General features: G+C 72.4%; 26 protein-coding genes. 17 read left to right on the top strand and 9 right to left on the bottom strand.

What is annotated here, in order from left to right:
* The first annotated feature begins 166 nt into the window (after positions 1-166).
* Positions 167-1012: a DUF6456 domain-containing protein gene (locus OF380_RS09550; RefSeq protein WP_264050526.1), complete on the top strand. Its 846-nt coding sequence runs from the start codon at positions 167-169 to the stop codon at positions 1010-1012.
* Positions 1013-1085: 73 nt separating this feature from the next.
* On the opposite strand, the gene OF380_RS09545 is transcribed toward OF380_RS09550, so the two are convergent.
* The 3 genes from OF380_RS09545 to OF380_RS09535 form a co-directional block, all read right to left on the bottom strand.
* Positions 1086-1508: a SufE family protein gene (locus OF380_RS09545; protein ID WP_264050525.1), complete on the bottom strand. Its 423-nt coding sequence runs from the start codon at positions 1506-1508 to the stop codon at positions 1086-1088.
* A gap of 69 nt (positions 1509-1577) precedes the next feature.
* The gene (locus OF380_RS09540; RefSeq protein ID WP_264050524.1) at positions 1578-2621 is read right to left on the bottom strand and encodes a sensor histidine kinase; all 1044 of its coding nucleotides are present in this window, start codon (positions 2619-2621) and stop codon (positions 1578-1580) included.
* Positions 2622-2871: 250 nt separating this feature from the next.
* Entirely contained in the window at positions 2872-3876 is a 1005-nt protein-coding gene (locus OF380_RS09535) for a 2-hydroxyacid dehydrogenase (protein ID WP_264050523.1), read from the bottom strand.
* A 256-nt stretch (positions 3877-4132) separates the two neighbouring features.
* Here OF380_RS09535 and OF380_RS09530 point away from each other — a divergent pair, with 256 nt between their 5' ends.
* Positions 4133-4693 (top strand): SH3 domain-containing protein, encoded by a 561-nt coding sequence (locus OF380_RS09530; RefSeq protein WP_264050521.1) that lies wholly within the window; start codon positions 4133-4135, stop codon positions 4691-4693.
* A 22-nt stretch (positions 4694-4715) separates the two neighbouring features.
* On the opposite strand, the gene OF380_RS09525 is transcribed toward OF380_RS09530, so the two are convergent.
* A complete protein-coding gene (locus OF380_RS09525) occupies positions 4716-5054 on the bottom strand; it encodes a hypothetical protein (RefSeq protein WP_264050520.1) in 339 nt (112 codons plus the stop codon).
* A gap of 637 nt (positions 5055-5691) precedes the next feature.
* On the opposite strand from OF380_RS09525, the gene OF380_RS09520 reads away from it, so the two are divergent.
* Positions 5692-8031, top strand: coding sequence for a beta strand repeat-containing protein (locus tag OF380_RS09520; RefSeq protein ID WP_264050519.1), 2340 nt, complete (start codon positions 5692-5694; stop codon positions 8029-8031).
* A 54-nt stretch (positions 8032-8085) separates the two neighbouring features.
* Here OF380_RS09520 and OF380_RS09515 read toward each other — a convergent pair whose 3' ends face one another.
* Positions 8086-8502, bottom strand: a complete 417-nt coding sequence (locus OF380_RS09515; protein ID WP_264050518.1) for a cupin domain-containing protein — start codon at positions 8500-8502, stop codon at positions 8086-8088.
* Between the two features lie 445 nt (positions 8503-8947).
* On the opposite strand from OF380_RS09515, the gene OF380_RS09510 reads away from it, so the two are divergent.
* The 5 genes from OF380_RS09510 to OF380_RS09490 all read left to right on the top strand — a co-directional run bounded on the left by OF380_RS09510 (position 8948) and on the right by OF380_RS09490 (position 16195).
* Positions 8948-11221, top strand: coding sequence for a TonB-dependent siderophore receptor (locus OF380_RS09510; protein WP_264051269.1), 2274 nt, complete (start codon positions 8948-8950; stop codon positions 11219-11221).
* Positions 11222-11273: 52 nt separating this feature from the next.
* The gene (locus tag OF380_RS09505; RefSeq protein WP_264050516.1) at positions 11274-12893 is read left to right on the top strand and encodes a PepSY-associated TM helix domain-containing protein; all 1620 of its coding nucleotides are present in this window, start codon (positions 11274-11276) and stop codon (positions 12891-12893) included.
* A gap of 134 nt (positions 12894-13027) precedes the next feature.
* The gene (locus OF380_RS09500; protein WP_264050515.1) at positions 13028-13771 is read left to right on the top strand and encodes a hypothetical protein; all 744 of its coding nucleotides are present in this window, start codon (positions 13028-13030) and stop codon (positions 13769-13771) included.
* A complete protein-coding gene (locus OF380_RS09495; RefSeq protein ID WP_264051268.1) occupies positions 13692-14996 on the top strand; it encodes a DNA-packaging protein in 1305 nt (434 codons plus the stop codon). Before OF380_RS09500 ends, OF380_RS09495 begins: the two co-directional genes overlap by 80 nt.
* A 32-nt stretch (positions 14997-15028) precedes the next feature.
* The gene (locus tag OF380_RS09490; protein WP_264050514.1) at positions 15029-16195 is read left to right on the top strand and encodes a phage portal protein; all 1167 of its coding nucleotides are present in this window, start codon (positions 15029-15031) and stop codon (positions 16193-16195) included.
* A gap of 33 nt (positions 16196-16228) precedes the next feature.
* Here the strand turns inward: OF380_RS09490 and OF380_RS09485 are convergent, their stop codons facing one another.
* Both OF380_RS09485 and OF380_RS09480 read right to left on the bottom strand, forming a co-directional pair.
* Entirely contained in the window at positions 16229-16672 is a 444-nt protein-coding gene (locus OF380_RS09485; protein WP_264050513.1) for a type II toxin-antitoxin system VapC family toxin, read from the bottom strand.
* The gene (locus OF380_RS09480; RefSeq protein ID WP_264050512.1) at positions 16669-16968 is read right to left on the bottom strand and encodes a prevent-host-death protein; all 300 of its coding nucleotides are present in this window, start codon (positions 16966-16968) and stop codon (positions 16669-16671) included. Before OF380_RS09480 ends, OF380_RS09485 begins: the two co-directional genes overlap by 4 nt.
* Positions 16969-17152: 184 nt before the next feature.
* Between OF380_RS09480 and OF380_RS09475 the strand changes: the two genes are divergently transcribed.
* From OF380_RS09475 to OF380_RS09465, 3 genes are all read left to right on the top strand, one after another.
* Positions 17153-17710: an HK97 family phage prohead protease gene (locus OF380_RS09475; protein ID WP_264050511.1), complete on the top strand. Its 558-nt coding sequence runs from the start codon at positions 17153-17155 to the stop codon at positions 17708-17710.
* Between the two features lie 131 nt (positions 17711-17841).
* Positions 17842-19032 (top strand): phage major capsid protein, encoded by a 1191-nt coding sequence (locus OF380_RS09470; RefSeq protein WP_264051267.1) that lies wholly within the window; start codon positions 17842-17844, stop codon positions 19030-19032.
* A gap of 224 nt (positions 19033-19256) precedes the next feature.
* On the top strand, positions 19257-20450 hold the full coding sequence (locus tag OF380_RS09465) for a cupin domain-containing protein (protein WP_264050510.1): 1194 nt from the start codon (positions 19257-19259) through the stop codon (positions 20448-20450).
* A gap of 87 nt (positions 20451-20537) precedes the next feature.
* Here the strand turns inward: OF380_RS09465 and OF380_RS09460 are convergent, their stop codons facing one another.
* On the bottom strand, positions 20538-21425 hold the full coding sequence (locus tag OF380_RS09460) for a S1 family peptidase (RefSeq protein ID WP_264050509.1): 888 nt from the start codon (positions 21423-21425) through the stop codon (positions 20538-20540).
* Between the two features lie 116 nt (positions 21426-21541).
* Entirely contained in the window at positions 21542-22297 is a 756-nt protein-coding gene (locus OF380_RS09455; RefSeq protein ID WP_264050508.1) for a S1 family peptidase, read from the bottom strand.
* Positions 22298-22339: 42 nt separating this feature from the next.
* Between OF380_RS09455 and OF380_RS09450 the strand changes: the two genes are divergently transcribed.
* From OF380_RS09450 to OF380_RS09425, 6 genes are read left to right on the top strand one after another with little or no spacing between them, the layout of a single operon-like run.
* Complete coding sequence (locus tag OF380_RS09450; protein WP_264050507.1) at positions 22340-22903, top strand: head-tail connector protein; 564 nt, start codon at positions 22340-22342, stop codon at positions 22901-22903.
* Between the two features lie 24 nt (positions 22904-22927).
* Positions 22928-23284 (top strand): phage head closure protein, encoded by a 357-nt coding sequence (locus tag OF380_RS09445; protein WP_264050506.1) that lies wholly within the window; start codon positions 22928-22930, stop codon positions 23282-23284.
* Positions 23281-23715, top strand: a complete 435-nt coding sequence (locus tag OF380_RS09440; RefSeq protein WP_264050505.1) for a DUF3168 domain-containing protein — start codon at positions 23281-23283, stop codon at positions 23713-23715. The genes OF380_RS09445 and OF380_RS09440 overlap by 4 nt, the downstream gene beginning before the upstream one ends.
* Positions 23716-23742: 27 nt before the next feature.
* The gene (locus tag OF380_RS09435) at positions 23743-24150 is read left to right on the top strand and encodes a phage major tail protein, TP901-1 family (protein ID WP_264050504.1); all 408 of its coding nucleotides are present in this window, start codon (positions 23743-23745) and stop codon (positions 24148-24150) included.
* Complete coding sequence (locus OF380_RS09430) at positions 24150-24473, top strand: gene transfer agent family protein (protein ID WP_264050503.1); 324 nt, start codon at positions 24150-24152, stop codon at positions 24471-24473. The genes OF380_RS09435 and OF380_RS09430 overlap by 1 nt, the downstream gene beginning before the upstream one ends.
* Positions 24470-24685 (top strand): phage tail assembly chaperone, encoded by a 216-nt coding sequence (locus OF380_RS09425; RefSeq protein ID WP_264050502.1) that lies wholly within the window; start codon positions 24470-24472, stop codon positions 24683-24685. Before OF380_RS09430 ends, OF380_RS09425 begins: the two co-directional genes overlap by 4 nt.
* The last annotated feature ends 4 nt before the right edge of the window (positions 24686-24689 follow it).

Here is a 24689-nt window from a genome sequence, read left to right as displayed (position 1 = left end):
CGGCCCGTCACGTGCTCCCGCGTCGAACCGACTTTCCCTTCGGCGCGAGGCCGTCCCCACCCGGGACCCCGATCCCCGGATCGCGTCAAGTCTTGATCTAGGATCTTTTTCCCTTACCATCGATGCACGGCACCCGGTGTCGCGGTCATCTGGCAGGGAACATATCATGAACATCGCTCGGAAATCGCCTACGACCGGCGCCGCCCTCGGCCCGGACGCGACGCGCCTCCTGAACGCCCTCGCCCACGAGGGCGCCTATGCGCTGCCCGACCCGACCGGGCCGGAGGGCTGGATCGTGCGCGAGGGCGGTGCGGGCATCTCGGTCGGCGGCGGCCGCTATCGGCAGGGGGCGGGGGCGGAGCTGCTGGCCGCCGATCTCGCCGAGCGGGCCCAGGGCCGCCGGGCCCGCCTGACGATCAGCCCGGCGGGGCGCGCGCGCCTGCGCCGCGCCCAGGCCGGGGCGCACAGCCCCTACCTCGCGCAGCACCTCGACCTCGTCGGCGGCCCCCCGGAGCCCGACCGCCCGGTGCGGGACGCCTCGGAAAGCCCGCTCGCCTGGATGGCCCGGCGCCGGGGCCGCGACGGGGCTCCCCTCATCGACGCCGCCTGCTTCGAGGCCGGCGAGCGCCTGCGCCGCGACCTGACCCGCGCCGCGCTGATGCCCCGGATGGGCCAGGACTGGAGCGGCGTGACGGTGGACGGGTCCGGCCCGCGCGACCCGAGCGCGGGGTCCGACGCGATGCTGGCCGCGCGCCAGCGGGTGCGCGCGGCCCTCGACGCGGTGGGCCGCGACCTCTCGGGCCTGCTCGTCGACCTCTGCGGCTTCCTGAAGGGGCTGGAGCGGATCGAGGCGGAACGGCGCTGGCCGGCCCGCTCGGCCAAGGTCGTCGCCCGCATCGCCCTGGCGCGGCTCGCCGAGCATTACGGCCTGGAGCGCGAGGCGACGGGGCCCGAGCGCAGCCGCCCACGCCTCTGGCGGGCGCCGGAGGCGCGTCCGCGGGTGGACGGATGAGGCCGTCCCCGGCCGGACAGGCGCGTCGGGAATGAGAGAACGAGCAGGGATCGGACCGGACGGGTCCGGTCCCTCAGGCCGCGAGGCGCACCGCGTCGCGGTGGATGCGCTCGGCCATGGCGCGCACGCCGTTGGAGCGCTTGGAGGTGAGGTGCGCGCCGAGCCCGATCTCCTTGAAGACCTGGAAGACGTCCACCGCCTCGGCCTCCTGCGGGGTCTTGCCGTCGTGGAGGGCGATCACAAGGGCGATGAGCCCCTTGGTGATCACCGAATCGCTGGTGCCGCGCAGGTGGAGCCGCGGCGGCGCCTGCGTGGCGTCGATGCGGGATTCGACCCAGACCTGGCTCTCGCAGCCATGCACCCGGTTCTCCTCCGTCAGGAGTTCCTCCGGGAAGGCCGGCAACGCGCGGCCGAGTTCGATCAGGTATTCGTAGCGGTCCGGACCCTCGTCGAGGATCCCGAAATTCTCGATGATGGTCTCGATGGGCGCAAGCATGTCGGCGGGCGAGCTCGTTCGGTCCAGGATGTCCCCCGCATATAGGCCATGCGCGGGACAATACGATCCTCAGGCGGGCGGGTGCACCATCACCTCGGGCAATTGCAACTCCAGGGGCTCGGCCGCCGTGCCGATGCCCCGCACCGCGATCTCGGCCTGGGAGGCGTAGGCGGCGATCAGACGCGGGCCGAGATTCGGGACTTCGAGCCGGCCTGGCGCGGCGCCGTCCCCGAGGCGGGACACGATGGTGAGGCGCACGGGCGCGCCGGCCTGCGCGGCGATCTGGATGTCGATGGCGCAGGCCACCGTCTCCGCCGTGGTGTCGAGGCACTCGGCCACCACCTCGGCCACGATCATGCCGAGGGCGTTGGCGGTCCGCGGCTCGACCAGGCTCGTGCCGGTACCGCCGACCGAGACCCCGATGCGCCCGGCCCGGCGCAGCTGGCCGAGGCCCGAGGCGAGGCGGTGCAGGTAGTCGCGCAGGTCGATGGAGGCGATGTGGGGCGCCTCGTGCAGGTGCTGCTGCACCAGCGCGATGGCGCGCACGCGCTGGCCCAGCGCCTCGAAACTGCCCCGGCAGGGCGTGGGCGCGGCGCGCCCGTAGAGTCCGATCAGGCTGACCATGACCTGGAGGTTGTTGCGGACCCGGTGATAGACCTCGGCGAGCAGCGCCTCCTTCTCCACCAGGGCGCGCTCGGAATGCTCCTCGGCGTGCTTCCGGTCGGTGATGTCGAAGCAGGTCCCGAGGAAGCCCACGAAGGTGCCGTCCTCGCGCAGGGGCTTGGCGGTGTCGAGGAGCCAGCGATAGGCCCCGTCGTACCGGCGCAGGCGGAACTCGGCGGTGAAGGGCTCCTGCGCCGCGAACGCCTTGGCGACGAGGGCCGCGTGGCGCTCGAGGTCGTCCGGGTGCAGCCCGCGCCGCCAGCCGTGGCCGAGCTCCTCGTCCGCGGAGCGGCCCGTGAAGGCGAGCCAGGATTCGTTGTGGTGCGTGGCGGCCCCCGCCCTGTCGGCGCGCCACATCATCAGGGGCACGAAGTCCGCGAATCTCCGGAACTCGCCCGATCCCATTCCACTCACCGGTGCCGCCTCGGTCGACGGTGTGTCCGCGGCCATGATTCGTCGATCCACCCGTTACAAGCTGGCCCCCCGCCAGGGCCAGCGCCGGTCAACGTGCCGGGGGAGGCGCCGTTCCGATCCTACGTTGTGAAGACCGGGGAGGAGCTCCGGTCACGCCGGAGCCGGGCGCCCCGAGGGGCATCCCCCGATTTCGGTCGCGCCGGTCCGTCGCCCCGCGCTGCGGATCCGGGGCGTGCGGAGACCGGATGCGACGGTCCGCCTCGCCCGGCGCCGGCCGAAGCCCGGCTCAGAGCATCGTCGGCAGGATGCGATCGGGCGGGCGGTGCCCGTCCATGAAGGTCTTGATGTTGATGATGACCTTCTCGCCCATGTCGACGCGGCTCTCGTGGGTGGCCGAGCCCATGTGCGGCAGCAGCACGACCTTGCCGGCGCGGGCCAGCTTGACGAGGCGCGGGCTCACGGCGGGCTCCTGCTCGAACACGTCGAGGCCCGCCCCCGAGATGTCGCCGGCCTCCAGCAGGCGGGCGAGCGCGGTCTCGTCGATGACCTCGCCGCGGGCGGTGTTCACCACCACGGCCTCGGGCTTCAGGAGCTTGAGGCGACGGGCCGAGAGCAGGTGGTAGGTGGCCGGCGTGTGCGGGCAGTTCACAGAGACGATGTCGACGCGCGCCAGCATCTGGTCGAGGGATTCCCAGTAGGTCGCGTCGAGGTCGCGCTCGATCTGGGCCGGCACCCGGCGGCGGTTGTGGTAATGGATCGAGAGGCCGAAAGCCTTGGCCCGGCGGGCGAGCGCCTGGCCGATGCGGCCCATGCCGACGATGCCGAGGCGCTTGCCGGTGATGCGGCGGCCGAGCATCCAGGTCGGCGACCAGCCCGTGGTCCAGGCATCCTCCGGGATGATGCGGGCCCCCTCGGTGACGCGCCGGGCCACCGCCAGGATCAGCGCCATGGTCATGTCGGCGGTGTCCTCGGTCAGCACGCCGGGGGTGTTGGTGACGGTGATGCCGCGCTCCAGGGCGGCGGCGACGTCGATGTGATCGACGCCGTTGCCGAAATTCGCGATCAGCCGGAGGTTCGGTCCGGCCTGGGCGAGCAGGCCCGCATCGATCTCGTCGGTCACCGTGGGCACGAGGACGTCCGCCTCGCGCAGGGCCGCCATCAGGGCGTCCGACGCCATCGGGGCATCGTCGGCGTTGAGACGGATCTCGAAGAGTTCGCGCATCCGCGCCTCGACGACCTCGGGCAGACGCCGCGTGACGACCACGAGCGGCTTGCGCTTCAACGACGACATGCACCCTCCCCGCGAACGATGCCGGCCCGGCGCCCTGGACCGGGCCGGTTTCCGGCGCGCTGCCCGAGGCGGCGGACGACGCCGCAAGCTTACCGCGCGTTAACCACGCACCGGCCAAGACATCCGAGACGACCGGGCGAGATGACCGGACCGCCAGCCTCCCGACCTTCAGGGCTTCTCTACCAGAGAGGCCGCGGAACACAATGCACGCCGGGGGCTCGCGTCACGCCCCGGTCAGCGTCGAGGATACCGGACGATGCGCGCGCCTGCCCTTCTCCTCACCGCCGCCCTCACCGCCGGCACCCTGTCCGGCGGACCGGCCGGGGCCGCCCCGGCGCCCGCCGCCGATGTCGCCCTGGGGCCGGTGACCAAGCTGCCGCTGCCGCGCTACGCCAGCCTGAAGACCGACCGGGTGAACCTGCGCGAGGGCCCCTCGAAGGACCACCGCACCCTCTGGGTGTTCCAGCGCGCCGGCCTGCCCATCGAAATCGTGGCGGAATTCGAGACCTGGCGCCGCATCCGGGATTCGGAGGGCACCGAGGGCTGGGTGCTGCACTCGCTGCTCTCGGGCCGGCGCACCGCCATCGTGGCCGCGCCCCGGGGCGGCGACAAGGCGCCGGTGCCGCTCCTCGCCAAGGCCGACCCGACCTCCGGGGAAGAGGCACGCCTGCAGGCCGGCGTCATCGGCAGCGTGAAATCCTGCACCGGCACCTGGTGCCGGATCGTGGTCGCCCAGCCCCAGAAGCGCGGCGATGTCGACGGCTACATCCGCCAGGACCGGCTCTGGGGCGTCTATCCGAACGAGAAGGTCGAGTAGCGGAGCACGATCGCCCTTCGCGTCAGATCCGCCGGCCCGTCCGGCGGGCGTCGTCGTCGGCCGCGATGAACCCGGCGAGCACCCGCCCCGGCGTCGTGTAGACGCGCCTGTAATCGCTCGGGAGCGGGCCGCAGCCGACGCAGACCGCATAGCCCCAGCGTTGCCAGATCCGGGTGTTGCGCAGGTCGGCCACGCGCTGCCGGGCCTGGCCGCGCTGGATGGCGCGCCGGACCTCGGCGGCCTTCTCGTCGCTGGCGGCGCCCGGTGCGGGCGAGGCCGGGGATTTTCGCGAGGGCTCCTGGCTCAGGGCCGGCGCCATCGACATCAGCACGATGCCGCACGACAGGGTGAAAACGCGCATCCAGTCTCCCGATGGTTCCGCCGACAACCTCTTCAATCGAACCGCTACGTGACCGCCGATCGGAAAGTTTCAAGCGGCGCCTCCCAATCTCGAAACCCAGCGGGATACTGAGAACCAGCATCGAAGACTGGATTGAACGATTGAGATCCGACGAAAACCGGACATCCGACCGCATTCCACGATGCAGACGAGCCTGACGGATGCGCCGTTGCCGGCATTCGGCCTCGTACGACCCACGGCAATACGCTCGCCGTCTCTGACGACATCGTGACGAAGCGTGGATCATCCGGCTGAACGTCTCCGCCACGACGGGGGACGCGGGCCGGAACATCCCACCTGCTCAGCCGCCATCATCTCAGCAAAAAATCCCTGTGCGGCCAGACGAGCGGGAGCGGGACGGCAGATTTGCGATGCCCTGTCCAAATCATCGCTCGGTTTAATCCATCACGTTTCCGTTCAAATCAAACGCGATGTTGATTTGAAGAGGATTCGTTTTCTCGAGAAACAGGATTTTGCGAGATCCCCGCAATTTAAATTCATCCGCTGAAACTTAATCCGTTAACCATGAGTACTCGCCCCTGCCGCCGACCTGGGAGCCACGCGGGCATCTCGGGCTGCGAGCAAGGGAGCAGGCACGATGGCGACGATCAACGGCGACAACGGCAACAATGTCTTGGCGGGCACGGAGGACGAGGACGTCATCAACGGGTTCGGCGGCAACGACACGATCGATTCCCTCGACCGGCCGGCCAACATCTTCGCCGGCTCGATCAATCCCCGGCGGGACGTCGTCGATGCGGGCGCGGGCGACGATGTCGTCACCGGCGGCAAGCTCGATCAGCTGGACGGCGGCGACGGCAACGATTTTCTGCTCCTGAACTTCAACTTCAACGGCCCGGTCGCCGGTTCGGCCCCGCCGATCACCCTGACCCTCGACGCCACCGGGACCGGCACCGCCTCCGACGGCACCGCCATCACGGGCTTCGAGGCCGTGAACCTCAACCTCTCCGACACCGGCGACAACGTGGTGAACACCGGCAACGTCCGGGCGCAGATCACCGGCGGGACCGGAAACGACACCCTCACCACGGGCTCGGCGGATGACGGGGTCTTCGGCGGCGGCGGCGACAACGTCATCGCGACGGGGGGCGGCAACGATACGATCAGCGCCGGCTCGGGCAACGACCGCGTCTCGGGCGGCGACGGCGACGACACCTTCGGGGTCAACGTCTACACGGATGGCAGCGACCAAGTGGATCTCGGCGCCGGCAACGACACGGTCCGGTTCGACCGCTTCGACGGCGGCCGCGGCAATATCCGCCTGACCTTCACCTCGGCCGAGGTCGGCAACGGCAACACCAACGATTCCGGCACCCTCGCCAACCAGGATGGCGGCCTCGCGGTCCGCGTGCAGGCCGAGGCGGCCGACGGCAGCCTGACCGGGCCGATCTCGCGCTACGACGACGAGGGCATCACCTTCGTGGCCGGCACCCAGGGGATCACCTTCGACGTGCGCGACCTCGTCTCGGGCGCGGCGCGCGGCAACACCTTCGAGGGCGTCGTGCTCGGCACCGGCGGCAACGACGCGCTGACCTACTTCCCGCCGTTCCGCGCCGGGCAGGACTTCTACTACAACGCCGGCCGGGGCGACGACACGATCCTCGCCGGCGCGGGCAACGACTTCCTCGTGGGCGGCGTCGGCAACGACCGGATGATCGGCGGGAGCGGCAACGACACCTACATCGTGGATTCCCTGCGGGACGTCGTCACCGAGGCCGCCGGCGGCGGCACCGACACGGTCCTGACGGGGCTCGCCCGCTACGAACTCGCCGCCAACGTCGAGACCCTGACCTATACCGGCCAGGGCAACTTCACGACGCTGGGCAACGCCCTCGCCAACGCCATCACCGGCGGGGCCCGCAACGACATCATCCGCAGCGGCGCCGGCAACGACACCCTCATCGGCAATGCGGGCAACGACACCCTCGACGGCGGAATCGGAGCCGACCGGATGGTGGGGGGCGCGGGCAACGACCTCTACACCGTCGACGACGCCGGCGACGTCATCGACGAGCGCGGCGATGCGGTAGGCATCGACAGCGTCCGCAGTTCCGTCAGCTACGCCCTCGGCATCAACGTCGAGAACCTGCTCCTGACCGGCACCGGCGACATCAACGGCGCCGGCAACGGCCTCGCCAACCGGATCATCGGCAACGAGGCCGCCAACCGGCTGTTCGGCGGCGACGGCAACGACCAGCTCATCGGTGCCGGCGGCAACGACACCCTGATCGGCGGCACGGGCGCCGACCGGATGACGGGCGGCAGCGGCAACGACCTCTACTTCGTCGACAATGCCGGCGACCGGGTCGACGAGGCGGACGACGCCACGGGGATCGACAGCGTCAGCAGCTCCATCAGCTACGTCCTCGGCACCAACGTCGAGAACCTGTCGCTCACCGGCACCGCCGCCATCGACGGCACCGGCAACGCCCTGGCCAACCGCATCATCGGCAACGAGGCGGCGAACGTGCTGTCCGGCGGCGGCGGGAACGACCAGCTCATCGGCGGGGGCGGCGGCGACACCCTCGTCGGAGGTGCCGGCCGGGATACGCTGACGGGGGGCGCGGGCGCGGACCGGTTCCTGTTCGGGGCAGCCGATGCCGCCTCGGCGGACAACGTGACCGACTTCCAGCGCGCCTCCGGGGACACGCTGCAGTTCAGCGCGGGCCAGTACGGGCTCTCGGCCGGGAACGGGGTCAACGCGGACGGCACCCTCGACGCCGACTACTTCATGGTCGGCACGCGGGTCACCGGCGAGACCGCGTCGTTCCTGCTCAACACCGCCACGAACCAGCTGCTGTTCGATGCCGACGGCGCCGGAAGCGCGGGCGCGGTCCTGATCGCGACCTTCGCGGTGGCCGGCGACACGGCGCCGGCCGACCTCCTGCGGGCCAGCGACGTCCTCCTGGTGGCCTGACCGGCCGCGAGGCTCCACGACGCCGGACGGCGGCCCTTCGCGGGCCGCCGTCCCTCAACCCTGACGCATGAAGGTGTCGGGCGTCCCGGTGCCGGCGGCGACGAAGCGGATGTCGCGCGGCTCGCGCCGGGGCGTGTCGACGGAGAGGAACACCATGGGGTGTTCCAGGATCTCCGGCACCGAATGGACGACCCCGCGCTTGAAGAAGACCAGCTTGCCCGGGCCGACCTCGACGGGCGCCTCGTCGCCGAACTTCATCAGGCAGCGCCCCGACAGGGCGTAGAGGTATTCGTCGCAGGACGCATGGCTGTGCGGCGGCGTCGGGCTGTAGACCCGGAAGACCCGGGCGCTGGCCGCCGGGTCGTCGGTGAAGCGGTGATCCGCCACCATGGTGCTGGAGGTCTCGGGCAGGCGCCGGGCCTGCGCCGCCACATCGAAGACGCCGTGCGCCGTCAGGCTGTCATCGTTCATGGATCCGGTGTCCTCGTCGGCGTTCGTGTCGCGTCCGCGCAGTCTAGGCGGGTTCGCAGCGTCAGGCCACGCCTCTCCCCGATGCGGTCTTCGGCGGCGGCTCGGCGGCCGGGGACGAAACCGGCATCCGCCGCGCGGGGCCACCCGGCCAGCCCATCCGTGGCGCGGCAAAATTGCGACACCCCGTATCCGCCTGAGGCGCCAGGGATTTCCCACCCTGGGCCGCTTAGGACGCCATCCCCAGTTCTACGTTGGAATAAGTAAAAAACATAGATGTTGCACGCGTATAATGAATCCTGCCAAGACGTTGCGCGGCCGCAGATAGTAAGTTTTTCATACCTCTGCGGATCCAATCACGTGTTCTCACTGAATGGTCTCGGCAGTGAACGGTTTCTTGTTGTCCCTTTCTTCCGCCCGCGTCGCCGACCTCGCGCAGCGCAGCCTGATGCTGACGTTTCTATCGAGCGTTGCATGGGTCGGCGCCAGCGCGATCTCGATTCACGCGCAGCCGGCTTCCGAGACCGTGACCCTCGACACACTGTCGGTGGAAGGCACCGGGACCGGAAGGAACGCGGCCGGCAGCCAGCCCGGCGGGGCGGTCGGGCCGGTGCGCGGCTACGTGGCTACGCAGAGCCGGGTCGCCACCAAGACCGACACGCCGATCGTGGAGACCGCCCAGTCGATCTCCGTGATCGGTCGCCAGCAGATCGAGGACCAGAACGCGCTCACCCTCAACCAGGCCCTGCGCTATTCGCCGAGCGTGACCACCGAGCAGCGCGGCGGCTCCGGCGCGACCCGGCTGGAGCAGTTCTACATCCGGGGCTTCAGCGCTCCGCTCTTCCTCGACGGCCTGCCCCTGCCGGGCAGCCGCGACGCCTCTCCCAGCATCGACCCCTACCGGCTGGAGCGCGTCGACATCATCAAGGGCCCGGCCTCGGTTCTCTACGGGCAGTCGGGCCCCGGCGGCATCGTCAACCTCGTCTCCAAGATGCCGCGCTTCGTCCAGCACGGGGAGATCTTCGTGCAGGGCGGCGGCTTCAACGAGGTGCGCGGCGGCTTCGACGTGGGCGGCCCCCTGCCCGCCGAGGCCGGCCCCCTCGCCGACCAGTTCGCCTACCGGGTCATCGGCCTCGGCTGGAAGGGCGACGGCCCGGCGGTGACCACCCAGGTCGAGCGCGTCCTCATCAATCCGAGCGTCACCTGGCGGCCGTCCGCCGATACCTCGCTCACCATCATCGGCAATTACGAGCGCGATCCGTTCTCGGGCTTCTACGGCGGCTTTCCTGCCGTGGGCACGCTGTTCCCGCGCAACTTCGGCAACGGGATCACCGGCCGTCTGCCGGTGGACTTCTATGACGGCGACCGCAACTTCGAGCGCTCGGACCGCACGCAAGCCTCCATCAGCTACATCTTCGACCACAACTTCAACGATTACCTGCACTTCCACTCGGCGGCGCGGTACCTGCGCACCGAGGGCGATTACCGCAGCGTCTATGGCGCCTTCAACGACAGCACCGGCCCATTCGCTAGCGGCCCGCTCATCGACCGCTCACGCATCGCCACCCGCGTCGGGATCGACGCCTACACCATCGACAACAACTTGGTCGGTAAGTTCGACACCGGCATCTTCGCGCATACCGCGCTCGTCGGCGTCGATTACCGGAGCTTCGAGACCCGCACCCTGTCCTCGGACTTCCCGGCGGCCCCCAGCCTGAACGTGCTGGCGCCGAACTACGCCATGACCATCCCGACGCCGCCCTTCACCACGGATTCGCGGATCACGTCGGAGCAGACCGGCATCTACTTCCAGGATCAGGTGAAGTTCGACCGCCTGGTCCTGACGCTGGGCGGCCGCTACGACTGGGCCAGCAATTACGGCCCGACCCGGAACCTGACCACGAAGTTCGTGAACAACCAGGACGTACCCTCCGAGGCCTTCACCGGCCGGGCGAGCCTGCTCTACCTCTTCGACAACGGCTTCGCGCCCTACGTCTCCTACAGCGAGGCCTTCGAGCCGATCACCTCGGGGCGGATCTTCGACGCGAATTTCGGGTCGGTCGGCCGGATCCCCGATCCGATCACCAGCGACCAGTTCGAGGCCGGCATCAAGTACCAACCGCCCGGCACCGACATCCTGCTCACCGCCGCCGCCTTCGACATCCGCCGCTCGAACGCGACGAACACCGACCCGGTCAACCGGGGCTTCGTGGTGCAGACCGGCGCGGTCGGCGTGCAGGGCCTCGAGTTCGAGGCACGGGTCAACCTCGCCGAGGGCCTGAACGTCATCGGCGGCGTCTCGTTCATCGACGCGCGCGTCGTCGGCGACATCACCAAGACGCTCAATCAGGTCACCAACCAGCAGGTGCCGCTGCTCGGGCGGACCCCGGTCCAGATCCCCGACACCACCGTGTCCCTCTTCGCCGATTACCGCTTCACCAGCGGCCCCCTGCTGGGCCTCGGCATCGGCGGCGGCGTGCGCTATCTCGGCACCTCCTGGGGCGACCCGGCCAATACCTTCAAGGTCCCGGAAAGCGTCCTGGTGGATGCCGTGCTGTCCTACGACCTGAAGAACCTCGACGCGACGCTCAACGGCTTCACCATGCAGGTCAACGCGCAGAACCTCCTCGACGAACGCTACGTCACGGGCTGCTTCAGCTACTCGAACTGCTATTACGGCCTGCCGCGCACGGTCTACGCCACCCTGCGCTACCGCTGGTAACGGCCCGGAACCGCATCGCGTCGCGCCGACAGAGAACCCCGCCGGAGGCTGCATGGGGACGACCTTCCGCCAGGCCATGGCCTGGCTCCACACCTGGTCCGGCCTGATCGTCGGGTGGGTGCTGCTCGCGGTCTTCGTCACCGGCACGGCGAGCTACTACCGGGCCGACATCTCGCGCTGGATGCGGCCCGAACTGGCCCAGGCCGCGCCGCTCTCCCCCGACGGGATGGCGCGGGCGGCCGAGCTCGGCGTCGCGCATCTCGGCACCCATGCGGGCGGTGCGCGCAACTGGTTCATCGGCCTGCCGCAGCCCGACCACCCGGTCATCGACCTGTTCTGGCGGACCCGGCCGGGCACGCCCCCGGGACAGGCCCGCCTCGACCCGGAGACCGGCCAGCCGGCCGTGATCCGCGAGACGAAGGGTGGCGACTTCCTCTACCGCTTCCACTTCGAGCTGCACATGGCCCCGCTCTGGGGCCGCTGGATCGTGGGCATCTGCGCCATGATCATGCTGATCGCGCTGATCTCCGGGATCGTCACGCACCGGCGCATCTTCGCGGATTTCTTCACCTTCCGGCGGGACAAGGCGCCCCAGCGCGGCTGGCTCGACGCCCACAACGTCACCGGCGTGCTCGCCCTGCCGTTCCACCTCATGATCACCTACACGGGCATCGTCACCCTCGGGGTGATGTACATGCCCTGGGGCGTCACGGCCGCCTACAAGGGCGAGGCGCCGGCCTTCTATGCCGAGAGCGGCCAGACCACGGCTCCGCGTGCCCCCTCCGGCCGGCCCGGCACCCTCGCCCCCATCGGCCCGATGGTGCGCGAGGCCATGGCGACGGTGTCCGAGCCCCTGGAGCGCCTGTCGATCCTCAATCCCAAGGACGCCGACGCCACGGTGGTGGCGGTGTTCGAGGAGCCGCACGGCCTCTCGCACGAGCACCCGCAGGTCGCCTTCGACGGCGTCACCGGCGCCGTGCGCGAGGTCCGGCAGGGCGGCCTCAAGCCGGCGGCCCGCACCTTCACCACCATGGTCGGCCTGCACGAGGCGCACTTCGCCGGCCCCCTCCTGCGCGCCCTGTTCTTCCTGTGCGGCCTGATGGGCTCGGCCATGGTGGCGACCGGCCTCGTGCTCTGGTCGGTGGCGCGCCTGCCCAAGGCGGGGGAACGGATCTTCCCGGGCCTGCGCCTCGTCCAGGCCCTCAACATCGGCACCGTGGCGGGCCTGCCGGGCGCGATCGCGGCCTACTTCCTCGCCAACCGGCTCCTGCCCCTCGACCTGCCGGGACGGGCGGACTGGGAGATCGCGGCCTTCTTCGGGCTCTGGCTCGGCGTGACCCTGGCGGCCCTCGTGGGCGCGCAGCGCCGGGCCTGGCGCGTGGCCCTGGCGGGCACCGCCGTCCTCTACGCCGCGGTGGTGGCCGCCGACCTCGCCCTGGTCGCTCACCGCTGGGCCGGCCTGACGGCGGGCGAAGCGCGCTTCGTCCTGTTCGACGCGACGCTCCTCCTGCTCGCCGCCCTGTTCGCCTACGCCGCCCGCAAGGTCGCCCGCTACGCGCCTCGGACGCGGGCGAAGCGTGACGCGCCGCTCCCCGAGGCCGGCCCGCAGCTGGCCCGCCGGATGCCGGCCGCAGGCCGCGTCCGACCGGCGGAGGCGCTGAGCGAGGCGTGAGATTCGTCGCGCGCACGGCCGGCACCGGTCCGGACGAAAGTCCGATCATAGGAATTTATGATTGACATCGCGACGCTCCTGAGGTATCAAGACCGCACGCTCAAGAACTGTGACTGACGGCGGAGGCGGCGGCGATGACCCGGGTGCCCATCACGGCGCCCCTGCGCGCCGCCATCGAGGCGGCGATGCGCGGGACCCGCCGCCCCGTCAGCGAGATCGCCGCCGAGACCGGCGTCTCCTGCGTCACCATCCGCTCCTGGAACCGGCGCCACGGCTGGCGCGTGACCTCCGCCACATCGGCGAGCGGGTTCGATCCGGCGGGCTGGCACGCGACCCGCCGCGCGGCGGTGGCCCGCCTCTACGCCCAGCCCTGGCTCGACATCGGCGACCTGTCGCTGGCCATGGGCGTGCCCCGGCGCCAGGCCGAGACGCTGTTCGCGGGCTGCGGCCTCGCGGGGCGCAAACCCGGCGAGGTGGCGGAGCCGACCGGGCCTGACACCGACCCGCGCGGCCTGCGGGCGGCCCTGCGCGCCCATATCGCCCGCCAGATCGTGCGCTTCGACGCGGCGCTCAACGCCGAGGACGGGACGAGCGACCCGAAATCCTTCGACAGCGCCCGGGTGCTGCGCGACCTCGGCGGCCTGAAGCGCCTCCTCGACGAGGCGGACGGGGATGAGCAGGCCCATGCGGCACGAAGGGAGACGGGCGATGGCACGGCCGGCGGCGCGGAGCCTCGCGATGGAGACGCGGCCGCCGGGCGCGACCTGCCCGCCCTGCGCGCGGAGATCGCGCGGCGCGCTGCAGCTTACGGCGCGGGAGCGGCTCCCGGCGCTGCTGGAGAGCCTGCCGCCGCACCTGATCCGGGCGCTGGCGACTGACTGGCTCCACGCGGCGCGGGACGACCAGCTTCCCCCCTGCCCCGCCCTCGACCACTGGACCGCCTGGGCGGTGATCGGCGGGCGCGGCGCGGGCAAGACCCGCACGGGGGCCGAGTGGGTGCGGGCCCTGGCGCTCGGCGACCCGGCCTTCACGCGGGAGCCGGTGGGGCGCATCGCCCTCGTCGGCGAGACCTTCGCGGACCTGCGCGACGTGATGGTGGACGGGCCCTCCGGCCTCCTCGCTCTGCCGGGGCGGCGCCCGGCCTGGTCGCCCTCGCGGCGGCGCCTCGAATGGGACAACGGCGCGGTCGCCCTCGCCTTCTCGGCCGAGGAGCCGGATTCCCTGCGTGGGCCGCAATTCGGGGCCGTCTGGTCCGACGAGGTCGCCAAGTGGCGCTACGCCGAGGCCGCCTACGACATGATCCAGTTCGGCCTGCGCCTCGGGCATCGCCCGCGCGGCCTCGTCACCACCACGCCCCGGCCGATCCCGCTCCTGCGCCGCATCCTCGCCGACCCGCGCACCGTGGTCAGCCGCGCCCGCACCGCCGACAACGCGGCCAACCTCGCGCCGGCCTTCCTCGACGCGGTGGTGGGGCGCTACGCGGGCACCCGCCTCGGGCGCCAGGAACTCGACGGCGAGCTGATCGAGGACCGGGTCGACGCCCTCTGGGCCCGGGCTGGCCTGGAGGCAGGGCGCGTGGCCGTGGCCCCGACGGACCTGCGCCGCATCGTGGTGGCGGTCGATCCGCCGGCCACCTCGGGCACCAGGGCGGATGCCTGCGGGATCGTGGCGGCCGGCCTCGATGCGGCCGGGCACGCCTTCGTGCTCGCCGATGCGACCCTGGCCCGGGCCACCCCGGAGGCCTGGGCGACGGCGGCCCTGGCGCTCTACCATCGCCTGCAGGCGGACAGCCTCGTGGTCGAGGTCAACCAGGGCGGCGAGATGGCCACCACCGTCCTCCGCCAGGTGGATGCCACCGTGCCGGTGACCCCGGTGCGGGCCACGCGCGGAAAGTACCTGCGGGCCGAGCCGGTCTCGGTGCTCTACGCGCAGGGGCGCGTCCACCATGTCGGCGCCCTGCCGGCCCTGGAGGACGAACTCTGCGATTTCGGCCCGGACGGCCTCTCGTCCGGCGCCTCGCCCGACCGCCTCGACGCCCTGGTCTGGGCCCTGACGCATCTCCTGCTGCGGGGCGGCCCCGAGCCGCGCATCCGGCGGCTCTAGCCCGATCCCGATTCCTCTCAAGCGAGGCCCCGATGGCGAACCTCCTCTCCCGGCTCGTGCGGCGGGCCGCGCCCGCGGCTCCCGACACCAAGGCCGCGCCCGTGCCCGGCATCGGCATCACCTTCTACGGCGAGGGCCGGGCCTCGTGGACGCCCCGCGACATCGGGGCGCTCGCCCGCGAAGGCTTCCAGCGCAACGCGATCGTCCACCGCGCCGTGCGGCTGGTGGCGGAGGCCGCCGCCTCCCTGCCCCTGGGGCTGGTGGGCGACACGGATGCGGCGCCCCATCCGCTGGAGGCGCTGCTCGCGCGGCCGAACCCGCGCGAGGGCGGGGCGCGCCTGCTGGAATCGCTCTACGGGCACCTCATGGTCTCGGGAAACGCCTACCTCCAGGCCCTCGGCCTCGACGGGGTGCCCCGCGAACTCCATGCGCTGCGCCCCGACCGCATGCGGGTGGTGCCCGGCCCCGACGGCTGGCCCGCCGCCTACGACTACACGGTCGGCGGGCGCACCCTGCGCTTCGATCAGACGGTGGAGGGCGTGCCCCCGATCCTCCACCTCACCCTGTTCCACCCCACCGACGACCATTACGGCCTCTCGCCGATGGAGGCGGCGGCGGTGGCGCTGGACATCCACAACGCGGCCGGCGCCTGGAACAAGGCGCTGCTCGACAACGCGGCGCGCCCCTCCGGCGCCCTGGTCTTCGCGACCCAGGCCGGCTCCACCCTGAGCGAGGCGCAGTTCACCCGGCTCAAGGGCGAGCTGGAGGCCAACTACCAGGGCGCCGGGAACGCGGGGCGCCCGCTCCTGCTCGAAGGGGGCCTCGACTGGAAGCCCCTCGCCCTCTCGCCCAAGGACATGGATTTCGTGGAGGCCAAGAGCGGCGCCGCCCGCGAGATCGCGCTGGCCTTCGGCGTGCCGCCCCTGCTGCTCGGCCTGCCCGGCGACAACACCCACGCCAACTACGCCGAGGCCAACCGCGCCTTCTATCGCCAGACCGTGATCCCGCTGGTGCGCCGCACGGCGGAAGCCCTCGCCCACTGGCTGGAACCCGCCTTCGGCCCCGCCCGCCTGGAACCCGACCTCGACGCCATCGAGGCGCTCGCCCCCGAGCGCGAGAGCCTGTGGCGCCGGGTGCAGGCGGCGGACTTCTTGACCGAGGCGGAGAAGCGCGCGGCGGTGGGCTACGGGCCGGGTTAGGAGTTCTGCCGACCTGAACCGCAGGTCCGGTCCTCAGGGCCCGTCCGAACCCGATGCTTTGGGTGCGGACAGAACCATCCGCGCCTGCGCAGACCCCGAGCAGGTCACGAACGCGACCGGATAATCCGGAACGTGTCGGTCCTCGGAGAGGAAGACGGCGCCCTCGGCATTGGCCTGAGCGATGAGCAGGTGATCCCACGGGTCCCCATGGTGCCGCGGGAGATCCCCGAGTGCCAGCAGATGCGGCGGAGTGATCCCGACGACTTCGAAGCCCTGGTCCCGCACCGCGTCGAGGATGCTGCCGAGATCGGCCTTCAGCTTGCCGACCCGCACCTTCACCTGGATCTCCCAGAGAGAAGCGACCGAGACCAGAACGTCGTTGGCGGGGTCCGCAATCAGATCCCGAGCGGCCTGACCGAGCCTCGGATCCGCGAGCAGCCACCAGAGCAGGGCATGCGTGTCGAGGAGAAGCCTCACTCCTCCTCGCCGCCCATATCCCGGCCCTCCATATCCCGGCCCTCCATGGCTGCGAGCAGTTCCGACGGCAGGACATCGAAATCCGGCGCCATCTCGATCTGCCCGCGCAGCGTACCGGGCCGGCGCCGGGGTGAGGGCTGGGGCGGGAGGACGATCGCGATCACCTCGTTGCGGGCGGTCACCGCGAAGGAGGCGCCATGGCGCACCTGACGCATGAAGCCGGCGAAATTGCCGCGGAATTCGCGCACGCCGACCTTCCGTGGCGCGCGAGGCGAAGCCTTCTCGTCCTCGGCCATCGCTCATCTCCGAAGTGTACACATAGTGTGTACGCACGCCGAACCGCACGGTCAATGCAGCTTGCGATCAGGCCGTCCGACCTGATCACCGCGGCCCCTCCCCGCCGGCTCCCGGCCGACACGGCACGGACGCTCATTCCGGCGGGGAAGGCCCTCAATCCCAATTCACGCGGCGGAGTCTCCCATGGACGGCCTGTTCACCGGCTATGCCAGCCTGTTCGGCGTGCCCGACCTCGGACGCGACGTGGTGGCGCCCGGCGCCTTCGCGGCGAGCCTGGCGGCGCGGGGCGCGGAGGGCGTGCGCATGCTCTGGCAGCACGACCCGGCCGAGCCGGTCGGGCGCTGGCTGAGCTTGCGCGAGGATGCGCGGGGCCTGCGCGTCGAGGGCCGGCTGAACCGCGCCGTCCAGCGTGCCCGGGAGCTCGACGCGCTCCTGAACGAGGGCGCCCTCGACGGGCTCTCCATCGGTTTCCGCACGATCCGCGCCCGCCCGGAGCGCGGGGGCACGCGCCGCCTGGAGGCGGTGGACCTCTGGGAGATCTCGCTGGTCACCTTCCCGCTCCAGGCCGGTGCGCGGATCGCGGCGCCGGCCCGCGCCGGCACCGCGCCGGCCGCCCTGGTTCGCGACCTCCACGCCCTTGCCCGCCGCATGGCGCCGTCCCGGCGCGCGGCCACCCCGTCCACCCGGCCCGGGTCCCGGCCCGCCGCCATCCTCCCCGCCCGCTCCGCGAGGTTCGCATGACCGTCCATCACCCCATCGAAACCCGGATTCACGACCGCGAAACCCGGATCCTGGAACACAAGAGCGCGCTGCCGCCCCTGGAGGACAAGGCGGCGGGCCATGGCCCGAACGACCCGGCGGTGAGCGCCGCCATGGGGGACCTGTCCCGCGCGTTCGAGGCCTTCAAGGAGACCAACGACACGCGGCTCGCCGAGATCGAGGGCCGCCTCACCGGCGACGTCCTCACCGAGGAGAAGCTCGCCCGCATCGACGCCGCCCTCGACACGGCGCGCACCCGCCTGGACCGCCTCACCCTGGAGGGCCGGCGCCCGCCGATGGGCAGCGGCGTGCCCGCCCTGCGCGAGGCCGCGAGCACCGAGCACAAGGCGGCCTTCGACCTCTACATCCGGGCGGGCGAGAGCGGCGGCCTCAAGCGGCTGGAGGAGAAGGCGCTCTCGGCCGGATCCGGCCCGGACGGCGGCTACCTCGTGCCCGCCACCGTCGAGCGCACGGTGCTGACCCGCCTTGCCAACCTCTCGCCGATCCGGGCGCTCGCCACCGTGCGGGTGATCTCCAGCGGGCAGTACAAGCGGGCGGTCTCGGTCAAGGACGCCGTCTCGGGCTGGGTCGCCGAGGCCGCGCCCCGGCCGCAGACCGACTCGCCGGTCCTGTCCGAGCTGAGCTTCCCCGCCATGGAGCTCTACGCCATGCCGGCGGCGACCCAGACGCTCCTCGACGACGCCATCGCCGACATCGATGCCTGGCTCGCCGACGAGGTGGAGACGGCGTTCGCCGAGCAGGAGGGCACCGCCTTCGTCACCGGCAACGGGGTCAGCCGCCCGCGCGGCTTCCTCACCTACGACACGGTGGCGAACACCGCCTGGGTGCCGGGCAAGCTCGGGACCGTGCCGACGGGGGCGGCCGGCGCCTTCCCGACGGCGAACCCCTCGGACGTGCTGCTCGACCTCGTCTATGGCCTGCGTGCCGCCTACCGCCAGAACGCGACCTTCGTGATGAACCGGCGCCTGCAGAGCACGATCCGCAAGTTCAAGGATGCGGACGGCAACTACCTGTGGCAGCCGCCCCTGGCCGCCGGCGCCCCCGCGACCCTGATGGGCTTCCCCGTGGCGGAGGCGGAAGCGATGCCGAACGCGGCCGCCGGCAGCCTTTCGGTGGCCTTCGGCGACTTCCGCCGCGGCTACCTCGTGGTGGATCGCGCCGGCCTGCGGGTGCTGCGCGACCCCTACTCCGCCAAGCCCTACGTGCTGTTCTACACGACGAAGCGCGTCGGCGGCGGCGTGCAGGACTTCGACGCGATCAAGCTCCTGTCCTTCGTGGCGTGAGCGCGGCGCCCCCGGGCCTTCGGGCCCGGGGGTCTTTCGCGGGCGGGCCATCCCGGCTCGTCTTGATGAAGCGGAAACGCTATCGCGCGATCATCAGATCAAGGTGTGGATACATTCCGCGCGATGAGGATCATCAAGCATAGACCGGGTGCTAATCCTGTCCCCGGGCGCTCCCGCCGGTTCGGGACCTGTCGTTGCGGCGGCGCCCCGATCGAGGGGGCACCATGGACCAGACCAACCGCCGCATGTTTCTCGGCGCACTCGCGGCCGGAGGCAGCCTGGCCGCCGGAGGCGCGTTCGCGGCGGAGGACGGCCATGCGGCGGGCGCCGACGTGGCCCCAGATTCCACCTTCCTGCGCACGATCCCCCGCAAGCCCGGGCCCGCCCCCGCCTTCACGGCCTCGCTGGATACCGGCCCGATCAAGGCGACCTCCGGCGGCTGGGCGCGGGAGATCACCGCGCACCAGCTTCCCCTCGCCACGGGGATCGCGGGCGCCCACATCTTCCTCAATGCGGGCGGGGTGCGCGAGATGCACTGGCACGCCTCGGCCGAGTGGGGCTACATCGTCGCCGGCCACTGTCAGGCGACCGTGATCGACGAGGCCGGCGAGATGGAGGTCGTCAACTTCGCGCCCGGCGACACCTGGTACTTTCCAGGCGGCCACGCGCACGCGATCCAGACCCTCGGGACCGAGCCGTGCCACGCGATCCTGGCCTTCGACGACGGCCTCTTCGGCGAGCACGGGACCTTCGGGCTGACCGACTGGATGAGCCGAATGGAGCCGGCGATCCTGCGCGGCGCCCTCGGCGTGCCGGAGGCAACCCTCGCGGCCCTGCCGGGCGGCGAGACCTACATCATCCAGGGTCCCGTCGTGCCCCGCGACAGCGCGGCCGCGCGCGCGGAGCGCCCCCTGCCGCCGGCGCGCACCCATCGCTTCGCGCTGGCCGAGGCCGCCGCCATCGCCGAGGGCGCCGGGTCCGCGATGCGGGTGGCGCCCGCGCGCGCCTTCCCGGTCTCGTCGGGGATGACCGGCCTTCTGGTGCGCCTCGCACCGGGTGCGGTGCATGGCCCCCACTGGCACACGCGGGCGAACGAGTGGCACTACGTCGTGCGGGGACGCACGCGCGTGACCCTATTCGGCCAGGACAAGCACATGGCGGTGGCCGAGCTCGGGCCGGGCGACTGCGCCTACCTGCCCCGCTCCTGCGGGCATTCGGTGGAGAACATCGGCTCCGAGACGGCCGAGATCGTCGGCGTGCACGACAGCGGCCTCTTCGACGAGACCCTGCTGGCGACGTGGCTGGCGCGGGTGCCGCGCGCGATGCTCGCCGCCAACCTCGGCCTCGGCGAACAGGCGGTCGCCGGCTTCCCGTCGGCGGCCCAGACCTTCAGCCGGCCGGTGAAGGACCGCACCTGACACCGGGTCTCACGGAGGCCGGCCCTCGGCCTCCGTGGGGCCGGGTCGCCCTCCGCCCCACCGGCATCCGCTTCCGCGGACGGCTTTTCAGCGCCGGCCGGGCTTGGCCATCCAGTCCGAGCGGGTGGCGCCGATGGAGGCGCCGGACGGCATGCGGGCGAGTTCGGCGGCGCGCTGGTTGATCCAGCCCGTATGCTCGCTCGTGGGGGTCACCGCCGTGAAGCCGCCGCAGGCGGTGCGGGCCTTCTTGTCCTGGCGCATGGCGCCGCTCGACCAGCTCACCACGCCGACGACCTGGTAGCCGCCGCGGCCGCCGCGCAGGATCGGCCCGCCGGAATCGCCCAGGCACGCGCCCGCGCCCGCCGTCTCGGCCAGCCGCCGGCGGTCGGTCACCACCGTGACGCGGTTGGCCACCTGGAGGGAGCCGATCGAGACGAGGTGGGCCTGGCGCAGGGTGCGGGCGGTGTTGCGCCGGTTCTCGGCCACCACCCCGAAACCCGCGATATCCACGGCGTCGCCGGTGTTGATGGCGCCCCCGCGCGGGTCGAGGGGCTGGAAGTCGCCGCCCAGCGGCTCGGCGAGCTTGATGAGCGCCAGGTCGATGCCCGGCTGGTCCTCCGGCGTGGTGCCGGGCACGAAATCGGGATGCATGGAGGCGGCGATCGCGTTGATGCGGCGCTGGCGAAAAGCCCGGTCCACCGCGACCACGCTGTAGCCGGCCTGATGCATCACGCAATGCGCGGCGGTGAGCACGATGTCCCGGGCGATGAGGGTGCCCGAGCAGATCTCGCCCTGGGTGCTCTCGATCCGCACCACCGAGGCGCGCAGGCCGTCGGGGTCGCGCGAGACCTCGCCGTTGATGACGGCGGAGGCCGGCGCGGGCGCGAGGGCGCACGAAGCCGCGAGCGCCAGGGCGGCCCCGGTCCGGCGGATCAATCTGGGCTGGGCATGCGTGCGCAGCGCGGTCGGCAGCATCGTGTCTCTCCCGCGTCCGGCGATGTTCTGGACGAGAACGTCGAGAAGCCTATCCGAAGGCAATCGCTCGGCCAAGCTCTGGTTCCGGGCGGGACGCCCGCCCGGAGGACGCGGGTTCAGGATTCCGACCAGCACGCGGCGGACCGCCACCCCGCGAGCGTGCGGTCGATCCAATCCCGCTGCGGCCCGAGGAGGACGCCCTGCGAGATGCCGCCGCAGGCCTTGCCGGCCACCCAGGCCGAGACCGCCAGGACCGCGGAGCCGGGGCCGATCGGGCCGCCGGAATCCCCGTGGCAGGCGCTCGCCCCGCCGGGGCCGGCGCCGAGCCAGACCAGGATGCGGCTCGGGCCGTGGGGCTCGACCACGGCGAGTTCGAGGCTGCGGTAGGTGCCGGTGCTGCGCGCATCCCCCGGCGCGGCCACGCCGTAGCCCGCGAGCGTCAGGCGCTCCCCGGCGCGCGGCATCGCCGCACTCAGCGCGGCGGGCCGGAAGCGGGCCGGCAGCGGCGCGGCGAGGCGCACCAGGGCGAGGTCGATGGAGCGGCGCCGCCCCGCCACCGCGCCGGCATCGTAGCCGGGATGCGGGGCCCGCGCGGCGATCTCGGCAAGCACGGGCGCGCCCGCCTCGTCCTTGTAGTGCACCCGATGTTCGGCGCGCCCCCCGACGCAGTGGCCGGCGGTGAGCACCGCGTCCGGCGCCACGACGATGCCCGTGCAGACGCCGCCGTTCGAGGACAGCACCATCACGGCCGAGGCCGCCGCCCCCGGGTCCGGACGCCCGCCGACCACGGCCCGGGCCGGCGCCACCGCGAGGAGCAGGGCCAGACCCGGAACCAGCACCGAGCTTCGAAGCGGACCATATCCGCGCGCCATCGCGACCCCTCGCCCCGCACGCCTCGACCCACGGAGACGACGATGACCCCGATACGCGTGGATGCCGCCGACGTCGAGCCGGTGACCCTGGCCGAGATGCGCGGGTACCTGCGCCTCGATCCCGACGATGCGGGCGCCGAGGACGCGCTGGTGGAGCGCCTGATCGCGGCGGCGCGGGCACAGGTGGAGGTCGCCGCCCGGCGCATCCTGGTGCCGGGGCGCTACCGCCTGATGCTCACCGCCTGGCCCCGCCACGGGTGGCTGCCGCTGCCCCTGAGCCCCCTCCTCGCCGTGGCGCGGGCGGGGCTCGTGGACGAGGCCGGCGCCGTCACCGACCTCGCGCCCGGCCTCGTCCGCCTCGGCGACGACCCGCACGAGGCGCCCGGCCTCGTCGTCGAGGCCGGGGTGCCGCCGCTCCTGCGCCGCGCCGCGCTGATCGAGGTCGATGCCGGCCATGGCGGCGCCGGGCCGCCCGTGCCGCCGGCCCTGGTCCAGGCCATCCGGCTCCTCGTCGCCCATGCCTTCGAGCATCGCGGCGACACGTCCGTTCCCCCGCCCCCGGGGGTCGCCTCCCTCGTCGAGCCCTTGCGGCGGCTGCGGCTCTAGCAGGCACCTTCCGGAGACCGTCCCATGATCCAGTCCCGTCCCCGCGCGCCCATCGGCGCGCGGCGCCGCCGCTTCGTGCTCGAACGCCCCCAGGAGGATCCCGACGGGTTCGGCGGGGTGGTGCGCCGGTTCGTCGCCGGCCCGCTGCTGTGGGGGGCGATCGAGCCCCTCGGCCAGGTCGAGCGGGTGCGCCTCGGCCGGGCCGAGGCCCTGCCCACCCACCGGGTGCGGTTCGCCTACGGCCCCGAGATCACCCCCGCGATGCGACTCGCCAGCGGCCCCCGCCGCTTCGCCGTCTGGATCGCGGGCGACCCCGACGGGCGCCGGCGCGAGCTGGTCTGCCACGTGGAGGAACTGACCGCCGGGGGAGCCGCCGCGTGAGCCTGGCCCCCACCCCCACCAGCCCGCTGCTCGCCCTGCGCGCCGCGATCCTGGCCTATCTCGCCCTCGACGCGCCCCTGGCCCAGCTGATGGGCGGGGCCTTCCGCCTCACCGACGAGCCGCCGCGCGGGGCGACGCCGGTCTACGCCCTGTTCGGGGATGCCGAGATCCGCGACGACTCCGTCGATGGCGCCCGGCGCCACCGGCACGCCCTGAGCCTCACGGTGTTCGCCCGACCCGGCTCGCTGCGCAGCGCAGTCGACGCCGCCGAGCGCATCGCCGACCTCCTCCACGATGCGCCCCTGAGCCTCTCGGGACACGCCCTGGTGCGCCTCGACCTGGAGGCCATCGCGGTGCGGCGCGACCCCGCCAGCGGCGAGGCCCGCGCCAGCCTGACCCTGCGGGCGATCACCGAGCGCCTGCTCGCCTGACCCCTCGATCCCTCACGGAGCCCCACCATGGCAGCCCAACGCGGCAAGGACCTGCTCATCCGCATCGCGACCAGCGGCGGCTTCGTCGCCGTGGCGGGCCTGCGCGCCCGCCAGATCGCCTTCAACGCGGAGGCGGTGGACGTCACGAACGCCGATTCCGCCGGGCGCTGGCGCGAACTCCTGGCCGGGGCCGGGGTCCGACGCGCCGCCCTCTCGGGCTCCGGCGTGTTCCGCGACGAGGCCTCGGACGCCCGCCTGCGCCAGGTGTTCTTCGACGGGACGCTGGAGAGCTTCCAGATCGTGGTGCCGGCCTTCGGCACCCTGGAGGGCCTGTTCCAGATCACCAGCCTCGAATATCGCGGGGATCACGCCGGCGAGGTCACCTTCGACATGGCCCTCGACTCGGCCGGCCCCCTCGCCTTCACGGCCGCCTGATGGCCAACCGCAGGCGCGGCGAGGTGGCCCTGGCGCTGGGCCCCGAGCGCTACACCCTCTGCCTGACCCTCGGCGCGCTCGCCGAGCTGGAGGACGCCCTCGGCGCCACGGACCTGCCCGACCTCGCGACCCGGTTCGCGGGCGGACGGCTGCGGAGCCGCGACCTCATCGCGCTCCTCGGCGCGGCCCTGCGCGGGGGCGGGCACGACCTCGACGCGGCGGCCGTCGCCGCGCTGCCCCTCGGGGGAAACCTCGATGCCATCGCGACCGCCCTCGGCGCGGTGCTGGTCGCCGCCTTCGGGGAAGCCCCCGAGGTCCCTTGAGCCCCACGGGGGGGAGCGCGCCGGAGCCGCCCTCCGCCTTCCCGTGGGACGAGGCGCTCGCGCTGGGTCTCGGACGCCTGCGCTGGCGCCCGCGCGACTTCTGGCGCGCCACGCCGCGCGAATTGATGGCCGCCGCCGGTCTGACCGCCCCCCGCACCCTCGACCGGGCCGGCCTGCGGGACCTGATCGCGCGACACCCCGACCCGACCTGAGGAG

The organism is Methylobacterium sp. FF17 (genome assembly GCF_025813715.1).
Lineage (GTDB): Bacteria > Pseudomonadota > Alphaproteobacteria > Rhizobiales > Beijerinckiaceae > Methylobacterium > Methylobacterium flocculans.
The sequence above is the reverse complement of the archived record's forward strand: the minus strand, read 5'-3'. Positions and strand labels throughout refer to the sequence as shown.

What these genes read in the sequence shown, in the direction of transcription:
- OF380_RS09460 (WP_264050509.1), bottom strand. Translation starts at nt 21,425, where the DNA reads ATGCTGCCGACCGCGCTGCGCACGCATGCCCAGCCCAGATTGATCCGC.
- OF380_RS09490 (WP_264050514.1), top strand. Translation starts at nt 15,029, where the DNA reads ATGGCGAACCTCCTCTCCCGGCTCGTGCGGCGGGCCGCGCCCGCGGCT.
- OF380_RS09535 (WP_264050523.1), bottom strand. Translation starts at nt 3,876, where the DNA reads ATGTCGTCGTTGAAGCGCAAGCCGCTCGTGGTCGTCACGCGGCGTCTG.
- OF380_RS09510 (WP_264051269.1), top strand. Translation starts at nt 8,948, where the DNA reads ATGCTGACGTTTCTATCGAGCGTTGCATGGGTCGGCGCCAGCGCGATC.
- OF380_RS09500 (WP_264050515.1), top strand. Translation starts at nt 13,028, where the DNA reads ATGACCCGGGTGCCCATCACGGCGCCCCTGCGCGCCGCCATCGAGGCG.
- OF380_RS09455 (WP_264050508.1), bottom strand. Translation starts at nt 22,297, where the DNA reads ATGGCGCGCGGATATGGTCCGCTTCGAAGCTCGGTGCTGGTTCCGGGT.
- OF380_RS09505 (WP_264050516.1), top strand. Translation starts at nt 11,274, where the DNA reads ATGGGGACGACCTTCCGCCAGGCCATGGCCTGGCTCCACACCTGGTCC.
- OF380_RS09550 (WP_264050526.1), top strand. Translation starts at nt 167, where the DNA reads ATGAACATCGCTCGGAAATCGCCTACGACCGGCGCCGCCCTCGGCCCG.
- OF380_RS09480 (WP_264050512.1), bottom strand. Translation starts at nt 16,968, where the DNA reads ATGGCCGAGGACGAGAAGGCTTCGCCTCGCGCGCCACGGAAGGTCGGC.
- OF380_RS09445 (WP_264050506.1), top strand. Translation starts at nt 22,928, where the DNA reads ATGATCCAGTCCCGTCCCCGCGCGCCCATCGGCGCGCGGCGCCGCCGC.
- OF380_RS09470 (WP_264051267.1), top strand. Translation starts at nt 17,842, where the DNA reads ATGGGGGACCTGTCCCGCGCGTTCGAGGCCTTCAAGGAGACCAACGAC.
- OF380_RS09540 (WP_264050524.1), bottom strand. Translation starts at nt 2,621, where the DNA reads ATGGCCGCGGACACACCGTCGACCGAGGCGGCACCGGTGAGTGGAATG.
- OF380_RS09515 (WP_264050518.1), bottom strand. Translation starts at nt 8,502, where the DNA reads ATGAACGATGACAGCCTGACGGCGCACGGCGTCTTCGATGTGGCGGCG.
- OF380_RS09435 (WP_264050504.1), top strand. Translation starts at nt 23,743, where the DNA reads ATGGCAGCCCAACGCGGCAAGGACCTGCTCATCCGCATCGCGACCAGC.
- OF380_RS09465 (WP_264050510.1), top strand. Translation starts at nt 19,257, where the DNA reads ATGGACCAGACCAACCGCCGCATGTTTCTCGGCGCACTCGCGGCCGGA.
- OF380_RS09430 (WP_264050503.1), top strand. Translation starts at nt 24,150, where the DNA reads ATGGCCAACCGCAGGCGCGGCGAGGTGGCCCTGGCGCTGGGCCCCGAG.
- OF380_RS09450 (WP_264050507.1), top strand. Translation starts at nt 22,340, where the DNA reads ATGACCCCGATACGCGTGGATGCCGCCGACGTCGAGCCGGTGACCCTG.
- OF380_RS09545 (WP_264050525.1), bottom strand. Translation starts at nt 1,508, where the DNA reads ATGCTTGCGCCCATCGAGACCATCATCGAGAATTTCGGGATCCTCGAC.
- OF380_RS09525 (WP_264050520.1), bottom strand. Translation starts at nt 5,054, where the DNA reads ATGCGCGTTTTCACCCTGTCGTGCGGCATCGTGCTGATGTCGATGGCG.
- OF380_RS09520 (WP_264050519.1), top strand. Translation starts at nt 5,692, where the DNA reads ATGGCGACGATCAACGGCGACAACGGCAACAATGTCTTGGCGGGCACG.
- OF380_RS09475 (WP_264050511.1), top strand. Translation starts at nt 17,153, where the DNA reads ATGGACGGCCTGTTCACCGGCTATGCCAGCCTGTTCGGCGTGCCCGAC.
- OF380_RS09530 (WP_264050521.1), top strand. Translation starts at nt 4,133, where the DNA reads ATGCGCGCGCCTGCCCTTCTCCTCACCGCCGCCCTCACCGCCGGCACC.